The organism is Pseudomonas sp. NPDC087612, assembly GCF_044743505.1.
Taxonomy (GTDB): Bacteria; Pseudomonadota; Gammaproteobacteria; order Pseudomonadales; family Pseudomonadaceae; genus Aquipseudomonas.
This window is the reverse complement of record NZ_JBIUWO010000007.1, coordinates 240,905-266,422: the sequence shown is the minus strand read 5'-3', so window position 1 is coordinate 266,422 and position 25,518 is coordinate 240,905. Positions and strand designations below refer to the sequence as shown.

Here is a 25,518-nt window from a genome sequence, read left to right as displayed (position 1 = left end):
CGGCCAAAAGGGGATCGATATGGCCAACCTGACTGTCCGGATTTCGCCCCCCGGCGGTGCAAGCGCGATGTTCAGGCGCGGAAGTGACTCGGCGCCACCCCGCTCCAGCGCATGAAGGCGTGGCGAAAGCTGGCGGTCTCGCTGAAGCCGAGTAGTTCGGCGATGCGGTAGATGGGCAACTGATCTTCGGCCAACAGTTGCTTGGCGCGCTCGAAACGCAGTTCATCGAGCAGCTGTTGATAACTGCTGCCCAGCTCCTGCAGGTGCCGGCGCAAGGTGCGCGACGAGCAGTTCATTTGCCGCGCCAGGCCCTCGAGGCCGGGCGCCGCATCGAGTTGTTCGAGCAGCAGTTGGCGGATCCGCCCGAGCCAGGCCTGGCGGCCGGTGAACTCCAGGTTAAGCCGCCGGCAGCGCTCGCTCATGGCCTGGTGAGTGATCTGGTCGGCCAGCGGCAGGGGCTGGTCCAGCCATGTGCGGGCGAAGGCGAAGGCATTGTCGGTGGCCTCGAATCGCAATGGGCAGGCAAAGCTGTCGCCGTACAGTGCATGGTAATCCGGCATTGGGTGGGCGAAGCGTGCAGCCGTCAGCGGCAATGGCTGGCCCAGCAGGTCGTCGCAGATGACTTTCAGCGAGGTCAGGCAGAACTCGGCGTTGAATGCAGCCAATTGCGGGTCTTCGCGATAATCGCTGGCGCTGAACCAGACCCGCTCGCCATCCTCGACCAGACGCAGATGAAAAAGTGTTCCCAGTAGCGCCGGGTACTGCATCGCCAGGCGCAAAGCGTCACCTAAGGTGGCACTGGAGAGCAGGGCGTAACCGAGCATGCCGTAGCAGGAAACATGCATGCGCCGGCCCAACTCCAGGCCTACTTCGCGGCGCCGGGCCACCGCATTGGCACACACCAGCATCTCCTGGCGGGTGGTGATGCGCGAGTCGGCGCGGCCCAGGTCTGCCGGGCTGATGCCGCTGCCGGCGAGCAGCGTTTCAGCGCCGGGGCCCTGGCCTTGAAAGGCTTGCAGAACCAGCGATACAGCGTTGAGGGTGGTGAGGTGTGAATGGAGCATGCTCGGCTTCTTTCGACAGGTTGGCCGAGCAAATCGAGCAATTTGTATGCCTTGAGCCGCTTACAGCAATTCCCCGCAAAGGTCCTGCTCCACCAGGTGCCTTACCTCGCCAACCGGCAAGCCGCTGCCCAGCAGCAACTGCAACTTGCCAAGCAACGCTTCGCGGGTCATGCCGCCACCCGACAGCACGCCGGCCTGACGCAAGCGGCTGCCGGCCTCATAGACATCCAGTTCGACCCCGCCTTCATGGCACTGGGTGATGGCGACCACGACCACACCGCTTGCCTGAGCCTCGGCCAGGGCGGCGAGAAAGTCGGGGTTGTCGGAAGGGCCGGTGCCACTGCCAAAGCATTCCAGGATCAAGCCCTGGGCACCGCTGGCGAGCGCGGCCTGCACCATTGGCGCGCCGATCCCCGGCACCAGAGGCAGCACGGCGACATTGGCGACTTGCTTGGGCTGGCGATAATCGAGCGCTGCAGGCCCGGGCATCGTTGCGCCAGCGCCGGCAAAGCGTTTGAGGGTAACGAACGGATGCCGGCCAAAGCTGCGGACCTTGGCGGTACGGTGCGGGGCTAGCAACTCTCCGTGAAAATACAGCTGCACACCCGGCGCGACGCCGGTGGCCAAGGCCTGCAATGCGCCGGTGAGGTTCTCCCAGGCATCGCTGTCGGCGACCCCGGCCGGCAGCATCGAGCCGGTGAACAGCACTGGGGCCTGCAAGCCCAGCAGCTGGAAGCTCATGGCGGCGGCGCTGTAGGCCAGGGTATCGGTGCCATGCAATACCAGCACGGCATCGCAACCTTGGCTGTCGACGGCGTCGATGATCGCCGCACGCAGGCGCTGCCAGTACTGCGGGGTCATGTTGGCGCTGTCGATCAGCGGCAGCAGTTCACGGAACTGCCAGGTGGGAATGCCGGCCTGGCCGGCCAGTTGCGCGCGCATCCGCTGTTCGAAGCCGGACGCCGGAGCCAGGCCGTTGGCGCTGGCTTGCATGCCGATGGTGCCGCCGGTGTACAGCACCATGATGTTGCGGGCCGGTTGCGCAATTGCCATTCGCCTGTCTCCGTGGTCGGCTTGGGTTAAGCCGACCACAGTACGCGAACACCGGGCTGGCTGTCAGCGCTTGGTGTCTTCGACCTTGGCAGGCCAGGCTTTGGTATCCAGGTCGAGGTCGGCGAACTTGGCCGAATCGAACACCGGCGTTTTTATCCCGGCTGCGCGCTGGTCGTCGTAATCGCGCAGTACGCGCATGGCCACCTTGAACAGCAGGGCCAGGGCGATCAGGTTGACGAAGGCCAGGCAGGTCATGGTGATGTCGGCGAAGGCGAACACCGTGCCCAGGTTCTGCACCGCGCCCCAGAAGATCAGCAGCAACACCAGGGCGCGGTAGCCGATCAGGGCTTTGCGGTTGTCACCGACCAGAAAGCGCAGGTTGCTCTCGCCCAGGTAGTAGTTGTAGAGGATCGAGGTGAACACAAACAGCGCCAGGGCGACGCTGATGAAGATCCGTCCCCAGTCACCGACCACCGCTGCCAGCGAGTTCTGGGTCAGGGCAATGCCGTCGCCTTCGAAACCCGGGGTGTAGAACCCCGACAGCAGGATCAGCAAGGCGGTGCAGGTGCAGATAATGAAGGTGTCGAGGAACACCGAGAACGCCTGGACCACGCCCTGGGCAATCGGGTGGTCGACTTCGGCCACGGCGGCGACGTTGGGTGCGCTGCCAAGGCCGGCTTCGTTGGCGAACACGCCACGTTTGACGCCCATGATGATGGCGCTGCCAACCAGGCCACCGAAGGCCTGATCGAGGCCGAAGGCGCTCTTGACGATGGTCATCAGCATGTCCGGCACCTGGTCGAACTGCAGCACGATCACGTACAGGGTCACGGCGATGTAGGCCAGGGTCTTGACCGGTACCAGCAGGTCGGCGACGGCGGCGATGCGCTTGATGCCGCCGATGAACACCAGGCCCAGCAGCACCGCGAGGGCGATGCCGGTGTAGGTGGTGTCGAACTGGAAGGCGTTGTTCAGCGAGTGGGTCACGGCGTGGGCTTGCAGGCCGTTGAAGGCGAAACCGAAGGTCACCAGCAGCAGGAAGGCCATGACCATGCCCAGCCAGCGTTTGCCCAGGCCGTGCTCGATGTAATACGACGGGCCGCCGCGGTACTGGCCTTCGCTGTCGCAACGCTTGTACAGCTGGCCGAGGGTGCATTCGATGAAGCTGCTGGACATGCCGACCAGCGCGGTCACCCACATCCAGAACACCGCACCGGGGCCGCCAAGGGTCACGGCGATACCGACCCCGGCAATGTTACCGGCACCGACCCGGCCGGCCAGGCTGAGCATCAGCGCCTGGAACGAGCTCAGTTGCTCGCTGCTGCTGCGCAGGCTGTCGCGAAACACCGCGAACATGTGGATGAAGTACCGCAACTGAACGAAACGCGAGCGGATCGTGAAGTAACTGCCCAGACCGACAATGAGCACGATCAGTACCTTGCCCGAGAGGAAGTCGTTGATGACTTCAAGCATGGAGTGTTCCTCGCTTTTGATGACTTTGCTGCGTGTAGCGCCAGGGGGCTGGCACGCAAGAGGGCGGGCACTATACCGATGCGAGCGCCGCGCGTCTGCCTTGGCGTGGCGGATATGCCCTCTGAAAGGGCATAAAAAAAGGGCCCGGGGAATGATCCCTGGGCCCTCAAAAGGTGAGAGGTGTCTAGTCCCTCGACCTGGTGAGCGTGTTACAGCATCGGTTACGCCTTGAGCGGCACCAGACGCGGAGCAATCATGTTTTCCGGACGCAGGATGTCGTTGAGCATCTCTTCGTCCAGCAGGCCTTCCTCGCGGACCAGCTCCAGCACGCCACGGCCACTTTCCAGGGCGATGGCAGCGATACGGGTGGCGTTTTCGTAGCCGATGTACGGGTTCAGGGCGGTGACCAGGCCGATCGAGTGCTCGACCAGTTCACGGCAGCGCTGTTCGTTGGCGGTGATGCCGACGATGCAGTGCTCGCGCAGCATGTCCATGGCGCGTTGCAGCAGGCGGATCGAGTCGAAGATCTTGTAGGCGATCAGCGGCTCCATGACGTTCAGCTGCAGCTGGCCACCTTCGGCGGCGACGGTCAGGGCCAGGTCGTTACCCATGATGGCGAAGGCCACCTGGTTGACCGCTTCCGGGATTACCGGGTTGACCTTGCCTGGCATGATCGAGCTGCCTGGCTGACGCGCTGGCAGGTTGATTTCGTTGATGCCGGTACGTGGGCCGCTGGACAGCAGGCGCAGGTCGTTGCAGATCTTCGACAGCTTGACCGCGGTGCGCTTGAGCATGCCCGAGAACAGGACGAAGGCGCCCATGTCCGAGGTGGCTTCGATCAGGTCGGCAGCCGGGACCAGCGGCTGGCCGCTGATAGTGGCCAGGCGCTGAACGGCCAGGAGCTGGTAGCCAGGGTCGGCGTTGATGCCGGTACCGATGGCGGTACCACCCAGGTTGATTTCAGTCAGCAGCTCTGGCGCCAGCGAACGCAGACGGTTGAGGTCTTCGGTCATGGTGGTGGCGAAGGCGCGGAATTCCTGGCCCAGGGTCATCGGCACGGCGTCCTGCAGCTGGGTACGGCCCATCTTCAGTACGTGGTCGAATTCCTGGCCTTTGGCAGCGAAGGCCTGGATCAGGCTGTCGAGGCTGGCCAGCAGGGCGTCGTGACCCAGCAGCAGACCCAGGCGGATCGCAGTCGGGTAGGCGTCGTTGGTCGACTGCGCCATGTTCACGTCGTTGTTCGGGTGCAGGTACTTGTACTCGCCCTTCTGGTGGCCCATGGCCTCCAGCGCGATGTTGGCGATGACTTCGTTGGCGTTCATGTTGGTAGAAGTACCAGCACCGCCTTGAATCATGTCGACCACGAACTGCTCGTGGTAGTCGCCGCGGATCAGACGGGCGCAAGCCTCGCTGATGGCAGCGTGCTTGGCATCGCTCAGGTGACCCAGCTCGCGGTTGGCGTCAGCAGCAGCCTGTTTGACCATGGCCAGGGCCACAACCAGTTTAGGGTAGTGCGACAGCGGAACGCCGGAGAGGTGGAAGTTGTTGGCAGCACGCAGAGTCTGGATACCGTAGTAGGCATCGGCAGGAACTTCGAGGGTGCCAAGCAGATCTTTTTCGACACGGAACGATGCAGCAGCGGACATGATGGATATCATCTCGATTTTGACCCGGCACATGCCGGAATGGCGCCAATCCTAGGCCCGCGCCGATTTTGCGGCCAATGCTGTTGCACGCTAACCTATGCACAAACGGCATACGGGTTGATGTGACGCCAACTGCCGATCGAGCGTGTTCAATTTTGGTGCATGCCTGGAGAGCCCATGAACCTTGAGAGCAAATGGCTGGAAGATTTCAGTGCCCTGGCCGCCACCCGCAGCTTTTCCCAGGCCGCCGAGCGCCGCTTTGTCACCCAGCCGGCCTTCAGCCGACGTATTCGCAGCCTGGAAGCGGCATTGGGGCTGACCCTGGTCAACCGCTCGCGCACGCCGATCGAGCTGACGGCGGCGGGGCAATTGTTTTTGGTGACGGCGCGTACGGTGGTCGATCAGCTGGGCGAGGTGCTGCGCCATCTGCATCACCTGGAAGGCGGGCAGGGCGAGGTGATCCAGGTGTCGGCGGCACACTCGCTGGCGCTGGGGTTCTTTCCGCGCTGGATCGCGCAGTTGCGCAACGACGGCCTGAACATCGCCACGCGTTTGGTCGCGACCAACGTCGGCGACGCTGTGCATGCCCTGCGCGAAGGCGGTTGTGATCTGATGCTGGCGTTCTACGACCCCGATGCCGCCTTGCAGATGGATGCGGAGATCTTCCCCTCGTTGCACCTGGGCCACACTGAAATGCTGCCCGTGTGCGCCGCCGATGCCGACGGCAAGCCGCTGTTCGACCTGGAAGGCGAGGGCAGTGTGCCATTGCTGGCTTACAGCGCCGGGGCGTTCCTTGGGCGTTCGGTCAATCTGCTGCTGCGCCAGCGCAACCTGCGCTTTACCACTGTCTATGAAACGGCGATGGCCGACAGCCTCAAGAGCATGGCCCTCGAAGGCCTGGGCATCGCCTGGGTGCCGAGGCTGTCGGCGCGGGCCGAACTTGAACGCGGTGAGCTGGTGATTTGCGGCGGTAGCCAGTGGCACGTACCGCTGGAAATCCGCCTGTATCGCTGCGCCCTGGTGCGCAAGGCCAACGTGCGCCTGCTGTGGCGCAAGCTGGAGGGTGGGCCGGCGACGCCGGCTTGACCCGAAAGTCAGCCAAAGCCCCGAAAAATAAGGCCGACAGTTGGTCGTTGGAGTGCATTAAGCGCACCGCTTTGCGATATACTGCGCGGCCTTCGGTCGGTTTCACCCGGCCCTAATTCGTATAACAAGCCACGCCGGTTGTCCCCGCGTGGCTTGTTGTTTTTTGACGCGCCTGCGGGCGCCCAAGAGAAGAGGCTCGACGATGAGTGCACTGGTTGGCGTGATCATGGGCTCCAAGTCCGATTGGTCCACCCTTAGCCACACCGCCGATATGCTGGAAAAACTCGGCATTCCCTACGAGGTCAAGGTGGTCTCTGCCCACCGTACCCCGGACCTGCTGTTCCAGTATGCCGAAGAGGCCGAAGGCCGTGGCATCGAGGTGATCATCGCCGGCGCCGGTGGCGCTGCCCACCTGCCAGGCATGTGCGCGGCCAAGACCCACCTGCCGGTGCTGGGCGTACCGGTGCAGTCGTCGATGCTCTCGGGTGTCGATTCGCTGCTGTCGATCGTGCAGATGCCGGCCGGCATTCCGGTTGCCACCCTGGCGATCGGCAAGGCTGGCGCGATCAACGCCGCGCTGCTCTCGGCGAGCATCCTCGGCGCCAAGCACCCGCAGTTCCACACTGTGCTCAAACAGTTCCGCGCTGAGCAGACAGACAACGTTCTGGACAATCCAGATCCGCGCCAGGCTTGAGGTCAAAAGCATGAAAATCGGTGTAATCGGTGGCGGCCAGCTGGGCCGCATGTTGGCCCTGGCAGGTACTCCGCTGGGCATGAACTTCGCTTTCCTCGACCCGGCTCCGGACGCCTGCGCGGCGCCCCTGGGCGAGCACCTGCGCGCCGATTACGGTGACCAGGACCACCTGCGGCAGTTGGCCGACGAAGTTGACCTGGTGACCTTCGAGTTCGAAAGCGTCCCGGCAGAAACCGTGGCCTTCCTTTCGCAGTTCGTGCCGGTCTACCCGAGCGCCGAGTCGCTGCGTATCGCCCGCGATCGCTGGTTCGAAAAGAGCATGTTCAAGGACCTGGGCATTCCCACCCCGGCCTTCGCCGATATCCAGTCGCAAGCCGACCTGGAGGCCGCCGTTGCCAGCATCGGCCTGCCTGCCGTGCTCAAGACCCGCACCCTGGGTTATGACGGCAAAGGTCAGAAAGTGCTGCGAACTGCCGCAGATGTTGTGGGTACTTTCGCCGAACTGGGCAGCGTGCCGTGCCTGCTCGAAGGCTTCGTGCCGTTCACCGGCGAAGTGTCGCTGATCGCCGTGCGTGCACGCGATGGCGAAACCCGCTTCTACCCGCTGGTGCACAACACCCACGAGAACGGAATCCTGCGCCTCTCGGTAGCCAGCGAAGACCACCTGCTGCAGGGCCTGGCCGAAGACTACGCCAGCCGCGTGCTCAAGCAGCTCGACTACGTCGGTGTGCTGGCCTTCGAGTTCTTCGAAGTCGATGGCGGCCTTAAAGCCAACGAGATCGCCCCGCGGGTGCACAATTCCGGGCACTGGACCATCGAAGGCGCCGAGTGCAGCCAGTTCGAGAACCACCTGCGCGCCGTTGCCGGCCTGCCGCTGGGTTCGACCGCCAAGGTCGGCGAAAGCGCCATGCTCAACTTCATCGGCGAAGTGCCGGCAGTCGACCAGGTGATCGCCATCGACGAATGCCACCTGCACCACTACGGCAAGGCCTTCAAGGTCGGTCGCAAGGTTGGCCACGCCACTCTGCGCTGCGACGACCTGACGACCCTGGAGCAAAAAATCCAGCAAGTCGAAGCCCTGATCAAGGGCTGAAGGGAACCTTCCCGCCCCGCTGTCCCTCTGATGGCAGGATGCCAAAGCGCTGACTAGGCTTTGGCATGCGCCATTCAACTCAGAGGGATTGCCATGGGTATCATCGGAACCATCTTCATCGGCCTGATCGTCGGTCTGCTGGCACGCTTTCTAAAGCCTGGCGACGACAGCATGGGCTGGATCATGACCATTCTGCTGGGCATTGCCGGTTCGCTCGCCGCGACCTACGGCGGCCAGGCGCTGGGCATCTATCAGGCTGGAGAGGGTGCAGGTTTCCTCGGCGCGCTGGTGGGCGCGATTATCCTGTTGGTGATCTACGGGCTGGTCGTCAAAAAGAGCTGACGGCAGGCTAGAATGCTCGGCACCGAATTCCTTCGTTGCCGAGCTTTTTCATGCGCCGTGTATTACTGCTTTCTCTATTACTGCTGAGCGGCCTGGCCCGCGCTGAGTTGCCGGAAACCGACTGGCTGGAGCTGATGCCCAAGTCGGACCAGAAAGCCCTCGAGCAGATGCCCGAAATCGACCACAACTCCCCGGAAGCCATGGGCACCTTCAGCGAAAAAGGTGGCCTCAAGCAGAGCAAGGGCCTGCCGGCGGTGATGTATTCGACCAAGACCGTGGCCGCCATGAATGGCAAGCACATCCGCCTGGGCGGGTATCCGGTGCCGCTGGAAACCGACGCCAAGGGCAACAGTACGCTGTTTTTCCTGGTGCCTTACCCCGGCGCCTGCATCCACGTGCCGCCGCCACCACCGAACCAGCTGGTGCTGGTGCGCTATCCCAAGGGCTTGAAGCTCGACGATATCTACACGCCGCTGTGGGTCAACGGTACGTTGAAGGTGGAGACGGTCAGCAATGACCTGGCGGATGCGGCCTATGCAATGGATGCAGCCAAGGTGCGGGTGGTGGAAGACGCCGATCTTTGAATGATCGCGGGGCAAGCTTGCTCCCACCGGATACTGTGGGAGCGGACTTGCCCCGCGATAGTGATCTACAGCTGTTCGCTATCGATTTTCAGACTCAGCGAATGGGTTGCCCCAGGCGCCAGTGTCACCACATCGTCCCACACGTTCGCGGTCTCGATGCAGAGCATGCGCTGCCAGCCATCGTCGGCCATGTCCGGCAACTCAGCGGCACGCTCGGTCCAGGGGTTCCAGATCACTGCCGTACGCGAACCCTGGGCCGTTATCACCACGCGACGGTTCCAGGCCGGGTCGACGATGCTCAGTTGCTCGGGCGCCTGCAGATAAATGCGGTCGGTTTCACCGGCAAAGCTCAGCGCGCCTTGCTGCTGGCGCTGCTCCCAGTTGGCCAGGGTTTCGATGTAGTTCAGACCATCGACACCTTCGACCTGGACCTCGCGCACATCGCTGACCGCGAAGTAGCTGTGCAGCGCCTGGCTGAGGGTGACCGGGACGTTGTCGAGGTTATAGCTGGAGAGGGTGATGCTCAGCTGTTCGCCCATGACGATGGTCAGCTTGAGCTCAACGATGTGTGGCCAGCCGGGTAGGTCGCCTTTGGCCTCTGGCAGGGTGAATTCGACTGTTACATTGCCGTCCTTCACGGCGATGCCCAGCAATTGCCAGTCACGACCGCGCACCAGGCCATGGGCCGGGCCGTCTTCAGCGCGATACATGGCCTGCACGGCATCGGGGTTGCGCTTGAAAATGCCAAACCAGGGCCAGCACACCGGAACCCCGGCGCGCACGGACTTGCCCTGCCTGAAGATGGCCTGTTCGCTGAGCCACAGCAAAGGTGGCTCGCCGAGCCGCTGATAGCTGAGCACCTGCGCGCCTTGCTGGGCGACCAGCAATTCAGCCGTGTCGCTGGTGATGCGCCAGCAATTGAGCTCGCCGTGCTTTTCGGATTCGACCTTGGGTGTGGACATGCGCTTTATCTCGTAGGTTTGCCGTACGGCCTTGGACCGCTTGCATACCTTCGAGTTTACCGCGCAGCGGTCTCAGCGACGAGGAGGAACCGAGCGGGTGCGCCCGCTGCCGTCGATGGCGACGAACACGAATACCGCTTCGGTCACCTTGCGCCACTCGCTGGACAGCGGGTCGTCGCTCCACACCTCGACCATCATCTGGATTGAGCTGCGGCCGATTTCCAGGGTCTGGGTATAGAAGGACAATTGCGCGCCGACTGCCACCGGCACCAGGAATGCCATGCGATCGATGGCCACGGTAGCTACCCGGCCACCGGCAACGCGACTGGCCATGGCGGTACCGGCCAGGTCCATCTGGGCGACCAGCCAGCCGCCGAAGATATCGCCGAAACCGTTGGTTTCACGGGGCAATGCGGTGATCTGCAAGGCCAGGTCGCCTTGCGGGATAGGATCTTCTTGTTCGAGTTCAATCATGCCGGGGGTGCCTCTGACCCATGACGCTTCGTTGGTTGGCGCTATGACAGACGCCTCGAAAAACGATTCAGCACAACTATTCTACGCTGCTTTCGCTTTGCCAGGCGGCGAAGGGAAACTCTGCGAAACCGACTAAGCATACCTAGCGGCGTTTTCGCACAACATCCTTCAGAAGGCGCAACCCTTTCCTACAAGCGGCCAGTATATAGAGCCGAAAGCGCAGCGACGACCATGCAGTCATGAATACTTGTATTGAATTTGTACTGCTATGTGCTTTTTCTGCCAATTTGCTATCTTTCCAGGCTGCCCAGGCCCAAACCCGCGTGCCAGGCGGCCTGCACCCCCAATAAGAAATGCCAAACAAGAGAGACCTATGACCTCCGTGCCCGGCAGTATCGCGCAGCCTTCGAGGCCGCTGACCCGCAGTGACTACAAGACCTTGTCGCTTTCCGCCCTGGGCGGTGCGCTGGAGTTCTACGATTTCATCATCTTCGTGTTCTTCGCCACGGTGGTCGGCAAGCTGTTCTTTCCCGCCGAAATGCCTGAATGGCTGCGTTTGATGCAAACGTTTGGCATCTTTGCCGCCGGCTACCTGGCGCGGCCGCTGGGCGGCATCGTCATGGCCCACTTCGGCGACCTGCTGGGGCGCAAGAAGATGTTCACCCTGAGCATCTTCATGATGGCGGTGCCGACCCTGATCATGGGCTTGCTGCCGACCTACGCGCAGATCGGCCTGTGGGCTCCGATCCTGTTGCTTGTGATGCGGGTGATCCAGGGCGCAGCGATTGGCGGTGAAGTGCCGGGCGCCTGGGTGTTCGTCTCCGAGCACGTGCCGGCGCGCAACACCGGGTACGCTTGCGGCACGCTGACGGCGGGGCTGACTGCCGGGATTCTGCTCGGTTCGCTGGTGGCGACGCTGATCAACACGGTTTACAGCCAGCAGGAAGTGGCCGATTACGCCTGGCGTATTCCGTTCCTGCTCGGCGGCGTGTTTGGCTTGTTCGCGGTCTATCTGCGCCGCTGGCTGCACGAAACCCCGGTGTTTGCCGAGATGCAGGCGCGCAAGGCGCTGGCCGAAGAAGTGCCGCTGCGCGCGGTATTGCGCGACCACCGTGGCGCCATCGTGCTGTCGATGCTGCTGACCTGGCTGCTGTCGGCCGGCATTGTCGTGGTGATCCTGATGACCCCGGCGCTGCTGCAGAGCCTTTATCAGGTCAGTCCGACCGATTCGCTGAAGGCCAACAGCCTGGCCATCGTCCTGCTCAGCCTCGGTTGCATCGGCACCGGCGCGCTGGCCGACCGTTTTGGCGCCGGGCGGGTGTTCATTGTTGGCAGCCTGGCGCTGCTGGCGACCTCCTGGACCTTCTATCACACGCTGCCTACCCACCCCGAGTGGCTGTTCCCGTTGTATGCCTTGACCGGCTTGTGTGTCGGCATCGTCGGCGCCGTGCCGTATGTCATGGTTAAAGCCTTCCCGCCTGTAGTTCGGTTCAGTGGCCTGTCGTTTTCCTACAACCTGGCCTACGCGATCTTCGGCGGCCTGACGCCGATGGCCGTCACCGCGATGCTCAAGTTCAGCCCGATGGCGCCGGCTTATTACGTTGCTGGTATCTGCACCATTGGTCTGCTGGTGGGTATTTATCTGACCGCGAAAAAGCGCTGAAACCGCTCTAAATCAAACCTCGCAACATTTTGAAAAGGCCATCACCGCTCGCCGGTGATGGCCTTTCATCTAATTGTCACATTCGATTCATAGAGTAGTCATACGGCCTGCAGATACTTGGGCCCGATCCATCTCACCCCAATTCCTGCTAGGAGCAAGGCATGAAACTGAAGCGTTTGATGGCGGCCCTGACTTTCGTCGCCGCTGGCGTTGCCACCGCCAATGCGGTTGCCGCTGTTGACCCTGCTATTCCGACCTACACCAAGACCACCGGTGTGTCGGGCAACCTCTCCAGCGTCGGTTCCGATACCCTGGCCAACCTCATGACCCTGTGGGCCGAGGCCTACAAAAAGGAATATCCGAACGTCAACATCCAGATTCAGGCTGCCGGCTCCTCCACCGCGCCACCCGCGCTGACTGAAGGCACCGCCAACCTCGGCCCGATGAGCCGCAAGATGAAGGACGTCGAGCTGCAGGCCTTCGAACAGAAGTACGGCTACAAGCCAACCGCCATCCCGGTTGCCGTCGACGCCCTGGCCGTATTCGTACACAAGGACAACCCGATCAAAGGCCTGACCATGGCCCAGGTCGATGCAATCTTCTCTTCGACCCGCCTGTGCGGCGCCAAGGCCGACGTGAAAACCTGGGGTGACCTGGGCGTGACCGGCGACCTGGCCAACAAGCCAGTGCAGCTGTTCGGCCGTAACTCGGTGTCCGGCACCTACGGCTACTTCAAGGAAGAAGCCCTGTGCAAAGGCGACTTCAAGCCTAACGTCAACGAACAACCTGGCTCGGCTTCGGTCGTGCAGTCGATCAGCAGCTCGCTGAACGGCATCGGTTACTCGGGCATCGGCTACAAAACCGCCAGCGTCAAGACTGTAGCCCTGGCCAAGAAAGAAGGCGGTGCCTTCGTTGAAGACAACGAAGCCAACGCCCTGAACGGCACCTACCCGCTGTCGCGCTTCCTCTACGTCTACGTCAACAAGGCGCCGAACAAGCCTCTGGCCCCGCTGGAAGCCGAGTTCGTCAAGCTGGTGCTGTCGCAAGCCGGCCAGCAAGTGGTGGTGAAGGATGGTTACATCCCGCTGCCAGCCAAAGTGGTTGATAAAGCCCTGGCTGACCTGGGCCTGAATCACAACGGCAACGTTGCGAAGAAGTAACTGAAGGACCGGCGGGGGCGGGTTTTGTCCCGGTCTCGCCACTCATTGCGAGTCCGCTGCCAGGGGTATCTGCGCGGCGGGCTTTTTTGCGTCACTGCATTGTCATGTTTTTGTCATACGGGACCGCTAGGGTGTGCGCATGAATGATCTGGCCAACTCCACCATGACCCAAAATTCTCCCCCCGTGCGGATTGACTTCAATACGCCCGAACTGCAACGCAAGCGGCGCATGCGTGCGCTCAAGGATCGCCTGACCCGCTGGTATGTACTGGTGGGCGGGCTTGCCGTGCTGGCAGCCATTACCCTGATCTTCTTCTACCTGGCCTATGTGGTCGTACCGCTGTTCCAGGGCGCTACCCTGACCAGCAAGAAGGCCCTGGAGCCGACCTGGCTGCAGCAGGACGCCGGCAAGCCGCTGATGATCGCCCTGGAAGAGCAGAACCTGGTCGGCATGCGGGTTTCCGACAAGGGCCAGGCACTGTTCTTCGACACCAAGAGCGGTGCCGAGCTCAAGCGCGTCGAACTGCCGGTGCCGGCTGGCACCCAGGTGACCTCGATCGGTGCCGATCAGCCGGGTAACCCGCTGGTGGTGCTGGGCCTGTCCAATGGCCAGGCGCTGGTGTTCAGCCACAGCTACAAGATCACCTACCCGGACAACAAGAAAACCATCACTCCGGCCATCGACTTCCCCTATGGCCAGGAGTCCTTCGCCCTGGATGACCAGGGCCGGGCGCTGGAGCATGTCAGCCTCAACGTCAATGGCGAGACCCTGGTGGTGGCCGGTTCCACCGGTGCGCACCTGCAGGTGGTGTCGCTGAGCCGCGAAGAGAACATGATGACCGGCGAAGTCACCAGCGAGCAGAGCCGTATCGAGCTGCCGCAGATGACCGAAGCGGTCAAAGCCATTTTCATCGACCCGCGCCAGCAGTGGCTGTATGTAATCAACGGTCGTGCCCAGGCTGATGTTTTCAGCCTGCGCGACAAGAGCCTCAACGGCCGCTACAAGTTGCTCGACGACGGCAATGCCGAAGTCACCGCCAGCACTCAGTTGGTGGGCGGTATCTCGCTGATCATCGGTGACTCCAAAGGTGGCCTGGCCCAGTGGTTCATGGCCCGCGACCCGGATGGCGAGCAGCGCTTCAAGCGCATTCGCGAGTTCCAGATGGGCAAGGCGCCGGTGGTGCAGATCGATGCCGAAGAGCGCCGCAAGGGCTTCGTTGCCCTCGACGCTGACGGCGAGCTCGGTGTGTTCCACAGCACCGCGCACCGTACCCTGCTGGTCGAGCCGGCTGCTGAAGGCGCGGGCATTCTGGCGCTGTCGCCACGGGCCAACCGCATCATCATCGAAGAAGGCGGCAAGCTGCTGCCGCTGACCCTGAAGAACCCGCACCCGGAAGTGTCCTGGAGCGCGCTGTGGAGCAAGGTCTGGTACGAGAACTACGACGAGCCCAAGTATGTCTGGCAGTCGACCGCCTCGAACACCGACTTCGAACCCAAGCTGAGCCTGTCCCCGCTGACCTTCGGTACCTTGAAGGCCGCGTTCTACGCGATGATCCTCGCTGCGCCGCTGGCCATTGCCGCCGCCATCTACACCGCCTACTTCATGGCCCCGGGCATGCGCCGCAAGGTCAAGCCGGTGATCGAACTGATGGAGGCGATGCCGACGGTGATTCTCGGCTTCTTCGCCGGCCTGTTCCTGGCGCCGTTCCTTGAAGGCCACCTGCCGGGTGTGTTCAGCCTGTTCCTGTTGATGCCGCTGGGCATTCTGGTCGCCGGCTTCGCCTGGAGCCGCCTGCCCGAGTCGCTGCGCCTGCGGGTTCCGGATGGCTGGGAAGCGGCGATCCTGATCCCGGTGATCCTCTTCACCGGCTGGTTCGCCCTGTACATGAGCCCGTTCATCGAGACCTGGTTCTTCGACGGTGACATGCGCCTGTGGATTACCAACGACCTGGGTATCACCTACGACCAGCGCAACGCCCTGGTGGTCGGTATCGCCATGGGTTTTGCGGTGATCCCGAACATCTACTCGATCGCCGAAGACGCCGTGTTCAGCGTGCCGCGCAGCCTGACCCTGGGTTCGCTGGCACTCGGTGCCACGCCATGGCAGACCCTGACCCGCGTGGTCATCCTGACCGCAAGCCCGGGGATCTTCTCGGCGCTGATGATCGGCATGGGCCGCGCGGTGGGTGAAACCATGATCGTGCTGATGGCCACCGGCAACACCCCGGTCATGGAAATGAACCTGTTCGAAGGTATGCGCACCCTGGCGGCCAACGTTGCGGTGGAGATGCCCGAGTCGGAAGTCGGTGGCAGTCACTACCGCGTGCTGTTCCTCGCCGCGCTGGTGCTGCTGATGTTCACCTTCGTGATGAACACCTTGGCCGAGCTGATTCGCCAGCGTCTGCGCAAGAAATACTCGTCGCTTTGATAGAAAGGTAGCGATCCGTGAAAAAGGATTCCCTCAAAAGCTGGTTCAAGAGCGGCGCCCCCGGCGTCTGGATGAGCGGTGGCGCGGTCGCCATCGCGGTGATCATGACCATCGGTCTGCTCGCCGTGATCGCCGTGCGCGGCCTGGGCCATTTCTGGCCGGCCGACCTGCTGCAAGCCAGCTACAACGTGCCTGGCCAGGCCAACCACATCGTCGTTGGCGAAGTGGTGCAGAAGGAAGAGGTACCCCGTGCCCGTTTGAAAGGTGCCGGCCTGCCGGTGCCTGATGAAGGCCCGGAGTTCATGACCCGCGAGCTGATCAAGGTCGGTAACCGCGACCTCAACGGAAGCGACTTCACCTGGGTGGTCGGCGAATGGCTGACCGACCAGCACAAGCCGGTCGACCTGATCGCCCTGGAGCGCCGCGAGTGGGGCAACTTCTATGGCTACCTGGTCAGCGTCAAGGAAAACGGCAAGGTCGTCGCCGAAGGCCAGGCGGCCTGGCGCGAGCTGCAAGATCGCCTCAAGCGTGCCGACAAGCTGGCCGGCGAGCTGCAGAAGCTCGAGAAGAAGGACATCGGTGCGATCAACTACGGTCTTGAGCGTCTGCGCCTGCAGACCCGCAAGCTGGAGCTGGACGGCAAGCTGGACGCCGCTGCCCAGGCCGATATCGAAGCCGAGCGCGCCGAGCTGAACAACCGCTACAAGGCCATCGAAGAGCGTCTGGGAGGCCTGCACCAGGACTTCGGCCGCGACAGCCTGGTGGCCAAGGACGGTAATGGTCGTGAGGTGGAAATCAACCTGAGCAAGGTGGTGCATGCCTACCAGCCGAACGGCATGGGTATCTTCACCAAGCTGGGCGTGTATTTTGCCAAGGTCTGGGAATTCCTCAGCGACGACCCGCGTGAAGCCAACACCGAAGGCGGGATCTTCCCGGCGATCTTCGGTACCGTGATGATGACCCTGATCATGGCCGTGATCGTCACCCCGTTCGGCGTGCTGGCGGCGGTGTACCTGCGTGAATATGCGCGTCAGGGCCCGGTGACCCGCCTGATCCGTATTGCGGTGAACAACCTCGCCGGTGTTCCGGCGATCGTCTACGGCGTGTTCGGCCTGGGCTTCTTCGTCTATGTGCTGGGTGGCTCGCTCGACCGGCTGTTCTTCCCCGAAGCGCTGCCGGCGCCGACCCTGGGTACCCCGGGGCTGCTTTGGGCTTCGCTGACCCTGGCGCTGCTGGCGGTGCCGGTGGTGATCGTGGCCACTGAAGAAGGCCTGGCGCGGATTCCGCGTACGGTCCGTGAAGGCTCGCTGGCGCTCGGTGCCACCAAGGCCGAGACCCTGTGGAAGATCGTCCTGCCCATGGCCAGCCCGGCAATGATGACCGGCATGATCCTCGCCGTGGCCCGCGCCGCCGGTGAAGTGGCGCCGCTGATGCTGGTAGGTGTGGTGAAGCTGGCGCCGTCGCTGCCGGTGGACGGCAATTACCCGTACCTGCACCTGGACCAGAAGATCATGCACCTGGGCTTCCACATCTATGACGTCGGCTTCCAGAGCCCGAACGTCGAGGCCGCGCGGCCGCTGGTGTACGCCACGGCATTGCTGCTGGTGCTGGTAATCGCCACCCTGAACCTCTCGGCGGTATGGATTCGTAACCACCTGCGCGAGAAGTACAAGGCGCTGGACAGTTGACTGAAAGCTATTAGCCATAAGCGGCAAGCTACACGCCGCTTTTGCTCAAACTTGCAGCTTGCAGCTAGAAGCATGCAGCTACAAACGGAGTGAAATCATGCAACATGAAACCCATTCTCACGGTATCGACATGTCGGCCCTGGGTCGCGACAAACAGAGCCTGCGCCTGGCTGAAGAAACCGTAGCCATCGAAGTGCCTGGCCTGAGCCTGTACTACGGCGACAAGCAAGCGCTGTTCGATGTCAGCATGAACATCCCCAAGCAGCGTGTGACCGCTTTCATCGGTCCGTCCGGCTGCGGTAAATCGACCTTGCTGCGCACCTTCAACCGCATGAACGACCTGGTTGACGGCTGCCGCGTGGACGGCGCGATCAACCTTTACGGCAACAACATCTACCGCAAGGGCGAAGACGTCGCCGAACTGCGCCGCCGGGTTGGCATGGTGTTCCAGAAGCCCAACCCGTTCCCCAAGACCATTTACGAGAACGTGGTCTACGGCCTGCGTATCCAGGGCATCAACAAGAAGCGCGTGCTCGACGAAGCCGTGGAGTGGGCGCTCAAGGGTGCGGCGCTGTGGGAGGAGGTCAAGGACCGCCTGCACGAGTCGGCGCTGGGCCTGTCCGGTGGTCAGCAGCAGCGCCTGGTGATTGCCCGTACCATTGCCGTGGAGCCGGAAGTACTGCTGCTCGATGAGCCGTGCTCGGCACTCGACCCGATCTCGACGCTGAAGGTCGAAGAGCTGATCTACGAGCTCAAGTCCAAGTACACCATCGTCATCGTTACCCATAACATGCAGCAGGCGGCGCGGGTCTCCGACTACACCGCATTCATGTACATGGGCAAGCTGGTGGAGTTCGGTGATACCGACACGCTGTTCACCAACCCGGCGAAGAAGCAGACCGAAGACTACATCACCGGCCGGTATGGCTAGCGGCAGTTGCAAGCTTCAAGCCGCAAGCTGCAAGAAAGTGGCGAGCGTGAAGCCCGGGAACGACACGAACAAACTTGAAGCTTGAAGCTTGCTACTTGAAGCTTTTTCGCGGAGCGAAAGCATGATCGATAAAGACAGCCTTACCCACCATATCTCCCAGCAGTTCAACGCCGAACTCGAAGAGGTTCGCAGCCACCTCCTGGCGATGGGCGGCCTGGTCGAGAAGCAGGTCAACGATGCGGTTACCGCGCTGATCGAGGCCGACTCGGGCCTGGCCCAGCAGGTGCGCGAAGTCGACGAGCAGATCAACCAGATGGAGCGCAACATCGACGAAGAGTGCGTGCGCATTCTGGCCCGACGTCAGCCGGCGGCGTCTGACCTGCGCCTGATCATCAGCATTTCCAAGTCGGTAATTGACCTGGAGCGCATCGGCGACGAGTCGACCAAGATTGCCCGTCGCGCCATCCAGCTGTGCGAAGAAGGCGAATCGCCTCGCGGTTACGTTGAAGTGCGTCACATCGGCGACCAGGTGCGCAACATGGTCCGTGATGCCCTGGATGCCTTTGCCCGTTTCGACGCCGACCTGGCGCTGTCGGTGGCCCAGTACGACAAGACCATCGACCGCGAGTACAAGACCGCGCTGCGCGAGCTGGTCACCTACATGATGGAAGATCCACGCTCGATCTCGCGCGTTCTCAGCGTGATCTGGGCGCTGCGTTCGCTGGAGCGTATCGGCGACCACGCGCGCAACATCTCCGAGCTGGTGATCTACCTGGTGCGCGGTACCGACGTCCGTCACCTGGGCCTCAAGCGTATGCAGGAAGAGGTTCAGCGCAGCGGCGAAAAGGCTAATGTTCCGGGCAAATCTGACGATAACTAAGACTGCCCGAGAATGAACGCCCGGCCTTGGCCGGGCGTTTTCGTTTGCGGGTGAGGCAGCCGCGAACGAAACAACGAGTCCCGGCGTGACCCAATGTTTGGCAAATGGCCATCAGTCAGCGTTATGCTAGTCGGGATTCAATAGGAGTGGCGATGAGTAAAGTCAGTGTGTTGGTTGTGGATGATGCGCCGTTCATTCGCGACCTGGTCAAGAAGTGCCTGCGTAACTACTTCCCCGGTATTGTCATCGAAGATGCGGTCAACGGCCGCAAGGCCCAGACCTTGCTAAGCCGTGAGGCTTTCGACCTGGTCCTGTGCGACTGGGAAATGCCGGAAATGTCCGGCCTTGAGCTGCTGACCTGGTGCCGTCAGCAAGAGTCGATGAAGACCCTGCCGTTCATCATGGTGACCAGCCGTGGCGACAAGGAGAACGTGGTCCAGGCGATTCAGGCCGGGGTCTCGGATTTCGTCGGCAAGCCGTTCACCAACGAGCAACTGCTGACCAAGGTGAAAAAAGCCCTGACCAAGGTCGGCAAGCTCGACACCTTGCTGGCCAGTGCGCCGACCCGCGCGACGTCGGCGTTTGCCAACGACTCGCTGAGCGCCCTGACTGGCGGCCGTGCCGAAACGGTCAAGCCGACAGCCCCGGTGGCCCCGGTGGCCGCGGCCAAACCCCTGGTGAGCGCTCCCAAGCCTGCAGCTGCGGCGCCGGCAGGGCGTGGCCAGGGCCAACTGCGCCTGCCAAGCGGCGTGCAGCCGTGTGTGATCAAGGCCTTGAGCCTCAAGGAAGCGCTGCTGGTGGTGCGTCGTGGCGAAACCCTGCCACAGGTTCTGGAAGGCGCGGTACTCGACCTGGAGCAGGGCGAGAACGCCGAGATCGCCCGCCTCAACGGCTACCTGCATGCGGTTGCCGCGCTGGAGCCGAAACCCGACAGCGACTGGTTGCAACTGACCTTCAAGTTCGTTGACCAGGATGCGCAGAAGCTCGACTACCTGTCGCGTCTGATCGCCCGCGGTTCGGCGCAGAAGCACTTCGTGCCAGGGGCCTGAAGGCCCTGTAGGAGCGGGCCTTGCCCGCGATCGAGCGCGCAGCGGTCGCAATCCAGACAACACCTGATGTATTGACTGGGCTGGCCTCTTCGCGGGGCAAGCCGGCGCCTACAGGAGCCGGCCTTGCCGGCGATCAATGCACCGTTCGTCTCCTGGTACACCCCTGAAACACTCTCGCCATACCCCCGCCAAAATCCGCTGCTAGGCTTCGACAGACCACTCACTGTCAAAAAGCCACTACTCATGCCTGCACGCACGCTGCTGTTCTGCGCCTTGCTCATGGCCTGCGGCCCTGTGCTGGCCATGACCCTATACAAAAGTACCGACGCCTACGGCGTGGTGTCCTATTCCGATCGACCGATTCCCGGCGGCCGGGCGTTTGTCTTTGGCGACAGGATGGTTGAGCAACTGGAAACCCAAGTGCAGTTGCAGGCCAACCGCTTTGCCGCAGGCGTGCGCTTCAGTGCGCGTAACGACACCTACGCGCCGGTCGAGGTAGAGCTGCGCCTGGAGCGCCTGGGCAATGTCCAGGGTGGGGCGTCGCGTTTGGTGCGGCGGGTGGTGCCGGCGCGCAGCACGGTGGCGCTGACGCTGCTCAGTGCCCGCCAGCCCGGCAAGCCGGTGAGCTACAAGAGCACGTTCGATTTTGCCCTGGGCAACCCAGGCCAGCGTCAACAGGCGTTCCGTTACCCATTGCCCTGGCGCGGCGGGCCCTTTCGCCTGACCCAGGGGCCCAATGGCCGCTACAGCCACTTCGGGCCCAAGGGCCGTTATGCCATGGACATCGCCATGCCTGAAGGCACGCCGATCATCGCCGCACGGGCAGGGGTGGTGATCAAGACCGAAAACAGCCAGAGCGGCCGTGGCAGTCATCCGTCAGGCAACTTTGTGCGCATCCTTCACGAAGACGGCACCATGGGCGTGTACCTGCACCTGATGCGCGGCTCAGTGGTGGTCAGGGAAGGGCAGCGGGTGGTGTACGGCACGCCGCTGGCAAAATCCGGCAATACCGGCAACAGCAGCGGCCCGCACTTGCACTTTGTGGTGCAGCGCAACGTCGGGCTGGCGCTGGAGTCGATACCCTACCAGTTCAACCAGCCCGTCGGCGGGCTGCCGAACTTTACCGCCGGCAACCCCTGAGGCGGCTCAATCGAGCTTGAGCACCTTGGCCAGGACGATCTTCGGCCCCTTCATCTTTTTGATGATGATGCGCAGGCCTTCGACTTCCAGTAGCTCTTCCTCTTCCGGAACCCGCTTGAGGGTCTCGTAGACCAGGCCGGCGAGGGTTTCGGCCTCGATGTGGTCCAGGTCCACGCCAAGCAGGCGCTCGACCTTGAACAGCGGGGTGTCGCCGCGTACCAGCAGCTTGCCCGGCTGGTAGGCGAGGATGCCGCGCTCGGCCTTGCGGTGTTCGTCCTGGATGTCGCCAACCAGCACTTCCAGCACGTCCTCCATGGTCAGGTAGCCGATGACTTTGCCGTCGGCTTCCTCGACCAGCGCAAAGTGCGCACCGCCTTTGCGGAACTGCTCGAGCAGGTGCGCCAGCGGCATGTGCCGCGACACGCGCTCCAGCGGCCGGGTCAGCTCGGCCAGGTTGAACGACTCGGGGATATGGTCGAGATCGGCCAGCTCCAGCAGCAGGTCCTTGATGTGCAGCAGGCCGATGAATTCGCCGCGCTCGGCATCGAGTACCGGGTAGCGACTGAACTTGTGCCGACGGAACATCGCGAGGATTTCCTTGAGCGGCGCGTTGGCATCGAGGCAGACCATGTCTTCCCGCGAGTTAGCCCAGTCGACCACTTCCAGCTCGCCCATTTCCACCGCCGAGGCCAGTACCCGCATGCCTTGGTCGCTAGGGTCCTGGCCACGGCTGGAGTGCAGGATCAGCTTGAGTTCTTCACGGCTGTAGTGGTGTTCGTGGTGCGGCCCGGGCTCGCCCTGGCCGGCAATACGCAAGATGGCGTTGGCGCTGGCGTTGAGCAGGTAGATGGCCGGGTACATCAGCCAGTAGAACAGGTACAGCGGCACCGCCGTCCACAGCGACAGCAGCTCGGGCTTGCGGATCGCCCAGGACTTGGGCGCCAGCTCACCGACAACGATGTGCAGGTAGGAGATGACGAAGAAGGCGCTGAAGAACGAGATGCCCTTGATGACTTCCGGCGATTCAACGCCGACGGCGGCCAGCAGGGGTTCGAGCAGGTGCGCGAAGGCCGGCTCACCGACCCAGCCCAGGCCCAGCGAGGCCAGGGTGATGCCCAGTTGGCAAGCGGACAGGTAGGCGTCCAGCTGGCTGTGTACGGTGCGCAGGATCTGCCCGCGCCAGCCATGCTGCTCGGCAATCGACTCGACCCGGGTCGAGCGCAATTTGACCATGGCGAACTCGGCGGCAACAAAGAAGCCGTTGAGCAGAACCAGCAGCAGAGCAAAAAGAATCATGCCGAAATCGGCGAAAAGTGCAGCGAGGTTGAAACCAGGGGAAGGGTCCATGATGGAGTTTTACGGGGTCCGTCTTTTAAGAAAGGGAGTACAGCAATGCCAGCATTAGCTGGCGCGAGTCAGCCAATGTAGCGGCTGACTGCGCAAATTTAAAGGGCGGCGGCTCAGGATGCCTGGCGCGAGGCTATCTGCACCGGGGCGAAATGGCAGGTAAAGGTGCTGCCATGGCCTGGCACGCTGCTGATTTCCAGGCGCGCGCGATGGCGCAGCAGCACGTGCTTGACGATCGCCAGGCCCAGGCCGGTGCCACCGGTATTGGAGGCACGGCTGGAGTCGACGCGGTAGAAGCGCTCGGTCAGGCGTGGCAGATGCTTGGGGTCGATGCCGATGCCCGAGTCCTGCACGCTCAGGTGTGCGCCTTGCTCGTCGGCCCACCAGCGGATGCGGATCTGGCCTTCGTCCTGGGTGTATTTGACTGCATTGAACACCAGGTTGGAGAAGGCGCTGCGCAGCTCCGCCTCGCTACCCTTGAGGCGAATGCCCGGCTGCGCCTCCAGGCTGATGCGCTGGTTACGCTGCCCGGACAATGCCTGGGCGTCGCCCTTGATCGATTGCAGCAGGGTCTCGACCGCTACTGGCTGGTTGTCCGAGGGGTAGTCGGTGGCTTCCAGCTTGGCCAGCAACAGCAGGTCGTTGAGCAGCGTTTGCATGCGCCCGCCTTGCTGCTGCATCTGCTGCAGGGCACGAACCCAGCGCGGGTTCACCTCTTCGACGTTATCGAGCAGGGTTTCCAGGTAGCCGGCGATCACCGTCAGCGGCGTGCGCAGTTCGTGGGAGACATTGGCGACGAAATCCTTGCGCATCTGCTCCAGCTGATGGATGCGGGTGACATCGCGTACCAGCATCAGGTGCTCGTTGTTGCCGTAACGGGTGATGTGCAGTTGCACGCGCATGCGGTCGTTGATCGGCGAGGGGATCTCCAGCGGTTCGAGGTAGTTCTCCTGCTCGAAGTACTCCTTGAAGCGTGGATGACGTACCAGGTTGGTTACTGGCTGGCCGCTGTCCTGCGGGGTCTTGAGGCCGAGCAGGGTTTCCGCGGCGCGGTTCCACCACTCCAGGTTGCCATCGCTGTCGAGCATGATCACCGCATCCTTGAGGGCGGCGGTGGACTCCTGCACCCGGTCGATCACCGCCTGCAGACGCCCGCGCACGCGCTGGTCGCGGCGTTGCAGATGGTAGATGCTGTCGAACACCTCGCCCCACAGGCCATAGCCATCGGGCGGTGCTTCATCGGGTTTGTGCAGGCGCAACCATTCGTGCAGGCGCAGCAGTTGCTTGAGGGTCCAGCCCAGGTAGATCGCCAGGCCCAGGGCCAGGCTCCAGCCATAGTAGCCGCTGATCAGGCCGGCCAGCAGGCAGACGGTGATCAGCAACAGCATGTGGCGAATCAGGGTGCCATGCCAGTTCTGGTTCAATTGGGATCCTTAGCGGATCAGCTGCACGTTGCAAGCTACAAGCTGCAAGGTTGAAGCGGATCTGCGTGTGCTTTTGCTCTTTCTTGCAGCTTGGGGCTTACAGCTTGCAGCTTTCTCAACTTTTAGTTGAGAACCGGTAACCGGTGCCGCGGACGGTTTGTACCAGATTTTCGTAGGCATCGCCCAACGCCTTGCGCAGGCGGCGGATATGCACGTCGACGGTGCGTTCCTCGACATAGACGTTGCCGCCCCAGACCTGGTCGAGCAGCTGGCCACGGGTGTAGGCGCGCTCCTGGTGGGTCATGAAGAATTGCAGCAGGCGGTATTCGGTCGGGCCCATTTCGGCCGGCTTGCCGTCGATGGTCACCCGGTGGCTGATTGGATCGAGCAGCAGGCCGCCGACTTCGATCGGCGCTTCGCCATCGCTCGGGCCGGCGCGGCGCAGCACGGCCTTGAGCCGGGCCACCAGCTCGCGCGGCGAGAAAGGCTTGGTGATGTAGTCGTCGGCGCCGACTTCCAGGCCCTGGATCTTGTTGTCTTCCTCACCCTTGGCGGTGAGCATGATGATCGGGATGTCGCCGGTCAGCTCGTCGCGCTTGAGGCGGCGGGCCAGTTCGATACCGGAGGTGCCCGGGAGCATCCAGTCGAGCAGGATCAGGTCCGGCTTGCGGTCGACGATGATGGCGTGGGCCTGCTGGGAGTTTTCGGCTTCCAGGCAGTCATAGCCGGCCATTTCCAATGCAACGGCGATCATCTCGCGAATTGGCGCTTCGTCGTCAACGATCAGAATGTTTCTGCCAACCATGCTTAAACCTCTTCCATTAAAGGTGTCTTGGCCCGCATTAGATAACGGAATTATTGCAGTCGTGTGACAGCTCGTGGGCCATTGCAGCAACATTCTGTTACTGGGCTAGGCTTAAATTCCCTCTCCCGAGAATTACGGTGAATCCAATGACACGACATACGCTGAACTGGATGGGTCTATTCGCTGCAGTAGCCCTGGCGCTGCCGGGAGTGGCCTCGGCTCATCATGCCATGGAGAAAGATGGCATGTGGGTCGACCATAACGGTATGACCTTGTACACCTTTGATAAGGACGCTGGTGGCAAATCCATGTGTAACGGTGATTGTGCCAGTAACTGGCCGCCGTTGATGGTCAAGGATGGCGAGAAGGCCGAAGGCAAGTGGACACAGATCAAGCGTGATGACGGCAGCATGCAGTGGGCCTATGACGGCAAGCCGCTGTACACCTTCGTCAAGGACAAGAAGGCGGGGGAAACCACGGGGGATGGCATGAAGGACGTGTGGCACGTCGCCAAACCGTAGTGGCTTTTTCG

23 protein-coding genes are annotated in these 25,518 nt (G+C 62.4%); 14 read left to right on the top strand and 9 right to left on the bottom strand.

All coding sequences use genetic code 11. The annotated features are described in order from the left end of the window. Positions 1-71: 71 nt before the first annotated feature. The 4 genes from ACIOVF_RS16785 to aspA form a co-directional block, all read right to left on the bottom strand. Entirely contained in the window at positions 72-1,064 is a 993-nt protein-coding gene (locus tag ACIOVF_RS16785) for an AraC family transcriptional regulator (protein ID WP_401290882.1), read from the bottom strand. 60 nt (positions 1,065-1,124) lie between these two features. Beyond that, the gene (locus ACIOVF_RS16780) at positions 1,125-2,117 is read right to left on the bottom strand and encodes an asparaginase (RefSeq protein ID WP_401290879.1); all 993 of its coding nucleotides are present in this window, start codon (positions 2,115-2,117) and stop codon (positions 1,125-1,127) included. Positions 2,118-2,180: 63 nt separating this feature from the next. Continuing rightward, positions 2,181-3,590 (bottom strand): alanine/glycine:cation symporter family protein, encoded by a 1,410-nt coding sequence (locus ACIOVF_RS16775; protein ID WP_401290876.1) that lies wholly within the window; start codon positions 3,588-3,590, stop codon positions 2,181-2,183. A 221-nt stretch (positions 3,591-3,811) separates the two neighbouring features. Then, a complete protein-coding gene (gene aspA, locus ACIOVF_RS16770; RefSeq protein ID WP_045199650.1) occupies positions 3,812-5,236 on the bottom strand; it encodes an aspartate ammonia-lyase in 1,425 nt (474 codons plus the stop codon). Between the two features lie 177 nt (positions 5,237-5,413). Here aspA and ACIOVF_RS16765 point away from each other — a divergent pair, with 177 nt between their 5' ends. The 5 genes from ACIOVF_RS16765 (at position 5,414) to ACIOVF_RS16745 (ending at position 9,035) form a co-directional block, all read left to right on the top strand. Further along, on the top strand, positions 5,414-6,322 hold the full coding sequence (locus ACIOVF_RS16765) for a LysR substrate-binding domain-containing protein (protein WP_045199499.1): 909 nt from the start codon (positions 5,414-5,416) through the stop codon (positions 6,320-6,322). A 202-nt stretch (positions 6,323-6,524) separates the two neighbouring features. Beyond that, entirely contained in the window at positions 6,525-7,016 is a 492-nt protein-coding gene (gene purE / locus ACIOVF_RS16760; protein WP_038615995.1) for a 5-(carboxyamino)imidazole ribonucleotide mutase, read from the top strand. A 10-nt stretch (positions 7,017-7,026) separates the two neighbouring features. Continuing rightward, the gene (locus tag ACIOVF_RS16755; protein WP_401290872.1) at positions 7,027-8,109 is read left to right on the top strand and encodes a 5-(carboxyamino)imidazole ribonucleotide synthase; all 1,083 of its coding nucleotides are present in this window, start codon (positions 7,027-7,029) and stop codon (positions 8,107-8,109) included. Between the two features lie 93 nt (positions 8,110-8,202). Then, positions 8,203-8,451 carry a GlsB/YeaQ/YmgE family stress response membrane protein gene (locus ACIOVF_RS16750; RefSeq protein WP_045199503.1) on the top strand — a complete coding sequence of 83 codons (249 nt, stop codon included), beginning with the start codon at positions 8,203-8,205 and terminating at the stop codon, positions 8,449-8,451. Positions 8,452-8,501: 50 nt separating this feature from the next. Next, positions 8,502-9,035, top strand: a complete 534-nt coding sequence (locus tag ACIOVF_RS16745) for a DUF3299 domain-containing protein (protein ID WP_045199652.1) — start codon at positions 8,502-8,504, stop codon at positions 9,033-9,035. Positions 9,036-9,100: 65 nt separating this feature from the next. Here the strand turns inward: ACIOVF_RS16745 and ACIOVF_RS16740 are convergent, their stop codons facing one another. Both ACIOVF_RS16740 and ACIOVF_RS16735 read right to left on the bottom strand, forming a co-directional pair. Then, the gene (locus ACIOVF_RS16740; RefSeq protein WP_401290868.1) at positions 9,101-9,997 is read right to left on the bottom strand and encodes a D-hexose-6-phosphate mutarotase; all 897 of its coding nucleotides are present in this window, start codon (positions 9,995-9,997) and stop codon (positions 9,101-9,103) included. A gap of 72 nt (positions 9,998-10,069) precedes the next feature. Then, a complete protein-coding gene (locus ACIOVF_RS16735) occupies positions 10,070-10,471 on the bottom strand; it encodes an acyl-CoA thioesterase (RefSeq protein ID WP_009402429.1) in 402 nt (133 codons plus the stop codon). Between the two features lie 373 nt (positions 10,472-10,844). Between ACIOVF_RS16735 and ACIOVF_RS16730 the strand changes: the two genes are divergently transcribed. From ACIOVF_RS16730 to ACIOVF_RS16695, 8 genes are all read left to right on the top strand, one after another. Then, on the top strand, positions 10,845-12,134 hold the full coding sequence (locus tag ACIOVF_RS16730) for an MFS transporter (RefSeq protein ID WP_401290865.1): 1,290 nt from the start codon (positions 10,845-10,847) through the stop codon (positions 12,132-12,134). Between the two features lie 161 nt (positions 12,135-12,295). Beyond that, a complete protein-coding gene (locus ACIOVF_RS16725; protein ID WP_045199510.1) occupies positions 12,296-13,294 on the top strand; it encodes a phosphate ABC transporter substrate-binding protein PstS in 999 nt (332 codons plus the stop codon). 139 nt (positions 13,295-13,433) lie between these two features. Then, positions 13,434-15,722 carry a phosphate ABC transporter permease gene (locus ACIOVF_RS16720; RefSeq protein ID WP_401290862.1) on the top strand — a complete coding sequence of 763 codons (2,289 nt, stop codon included), beginning with the start codon at positions 13,434-13,436 and terminating at the stop codon, positions 15,720-15,722. Between the two features lie 71 nt (positions 15,723-15,793). Beyond that, complete coding sequence (pstA, locus tag ACIOVF_RS16715) at positions 15,794-17,410, top strand: phosphate ABC transporter permease PstA (protein ID WP_176794310.1); 1,617 nt, start codon at positions 15,794-15,796, stop codon at positions 17,408-17,410. A 97-nt stretch (positions 17,411-17,507) separates the two neighbouring features. Further along, positions 17,508-18,341, top strand: a complete 834-nt coding sequence (gene pstB, locus ACIOVF_RS16710; RefSeq protein ID WP_045199517.1) for a phosphate ABC transporter ATP-binding protein PstB — start codon at positions 17,508-17,510, stop codon at positions 18,339-18,341. 121 nt (positions 18,342-18,462) lie between these two features. Next, on the top strand, positions 18,463-19,221 hold the full coding sequence (gene phoU, locus ACIOVF_RS16705; protein ID WP_038997986.1) for a phosphate signaling complex protein PhoU: 759 nt from the start codon (positions 18,463-18,465) through the stop codon (positions 19,219-19,221). Positions 19,222-19,373: 152 nt separating this feature from the next. Continuing rightward, a complete protein-coding gene (locus ACIOVF_RS16700; RefSeq protein ID WP_045199519.1) occupies positions 19,374-20,270 on the top strand; it encodes a response regulator in 897 nt (298 codons plus the stop codon). 243 nt (positions 20,271-20,513) lie between these two features. After that, positions 20,514-21,410 (top strand): peptidoglycan DD-metalloendopeptidase family protein, encoded by an 897-nt coding sequence (locus ACIOVF_RS16695; RefSeq protein WP_045199521.1) that lies wholly within the window; start codon positions 20,514-20,516, stop codon positions 21,408-21,410. A 6-nt stretch (positions 21,411-21,416) separates the two neighbouring features. On the opposite strand, the gene ACIOVF_RS16690 is transcribed toward ACIOVF_RS16695, so the two are convergent. From ACIOVF_RS16690 to phoB, 3 genes are all read right to left on the bottom strand, one after another. Then, positions 21,417-22,757: a hemolysin family protein gene (locus tag ACIOVF_RS16690; protein ID WP_045199523.1), complete on the bottom strand. Its 1,341-nt coding sequence runs from the start codon at positions 22,755-22,757 to the stop codon at positions 21,417-21,419. Between the two features lie 113 nt (positions 22,758-22,870). Next, positions 22,871-24,181: a phosphate regulon sensor histidine kinase PhoR gene (gene phoR / locus ACIOVF_RS16685; RefSeq protein WP_093377956.1), complete on the bottom strand. Its 1,311-nt coding sequence runs from the start codon at positions 24,179-24,181 to the stop codon at positions 22,871-22,873. A gap of 115 nt (positions 24,182-24,296) precedes the next feature. Then, positions 24,297-24,986 carry a phosphate regulon transcriptional regulator PhoB gene (gene phoB / locus ACIOVF_RS16680; protein ID WP_010225936.1) on the bottom strand — a complete coding sequence of 230 codons (690 nt, stop codon included), beginning with the start codon at positions 24,984-24,986 and terminating at the stop codon, positions 24,297-24,299. 146 nt (positions 24,987-25,132) lie between these two features. On the opposite strand from phoB, the gene ACIOVF_RS16675 reads away from it, so the two are divergent. After that, positions 25,133-25,507 (top strand): hypothetical protein, encoded by a 375-nt coding sequence (locus ACIOVF_RS16675; RefSeq protein ID WP_045199527.1) that lies wholly within the window; start codon positions 25,133-25,135, stop codon positions 25,505-25,507. Positions 25,508-25,518: the final 11 nt, after the last annotated feature.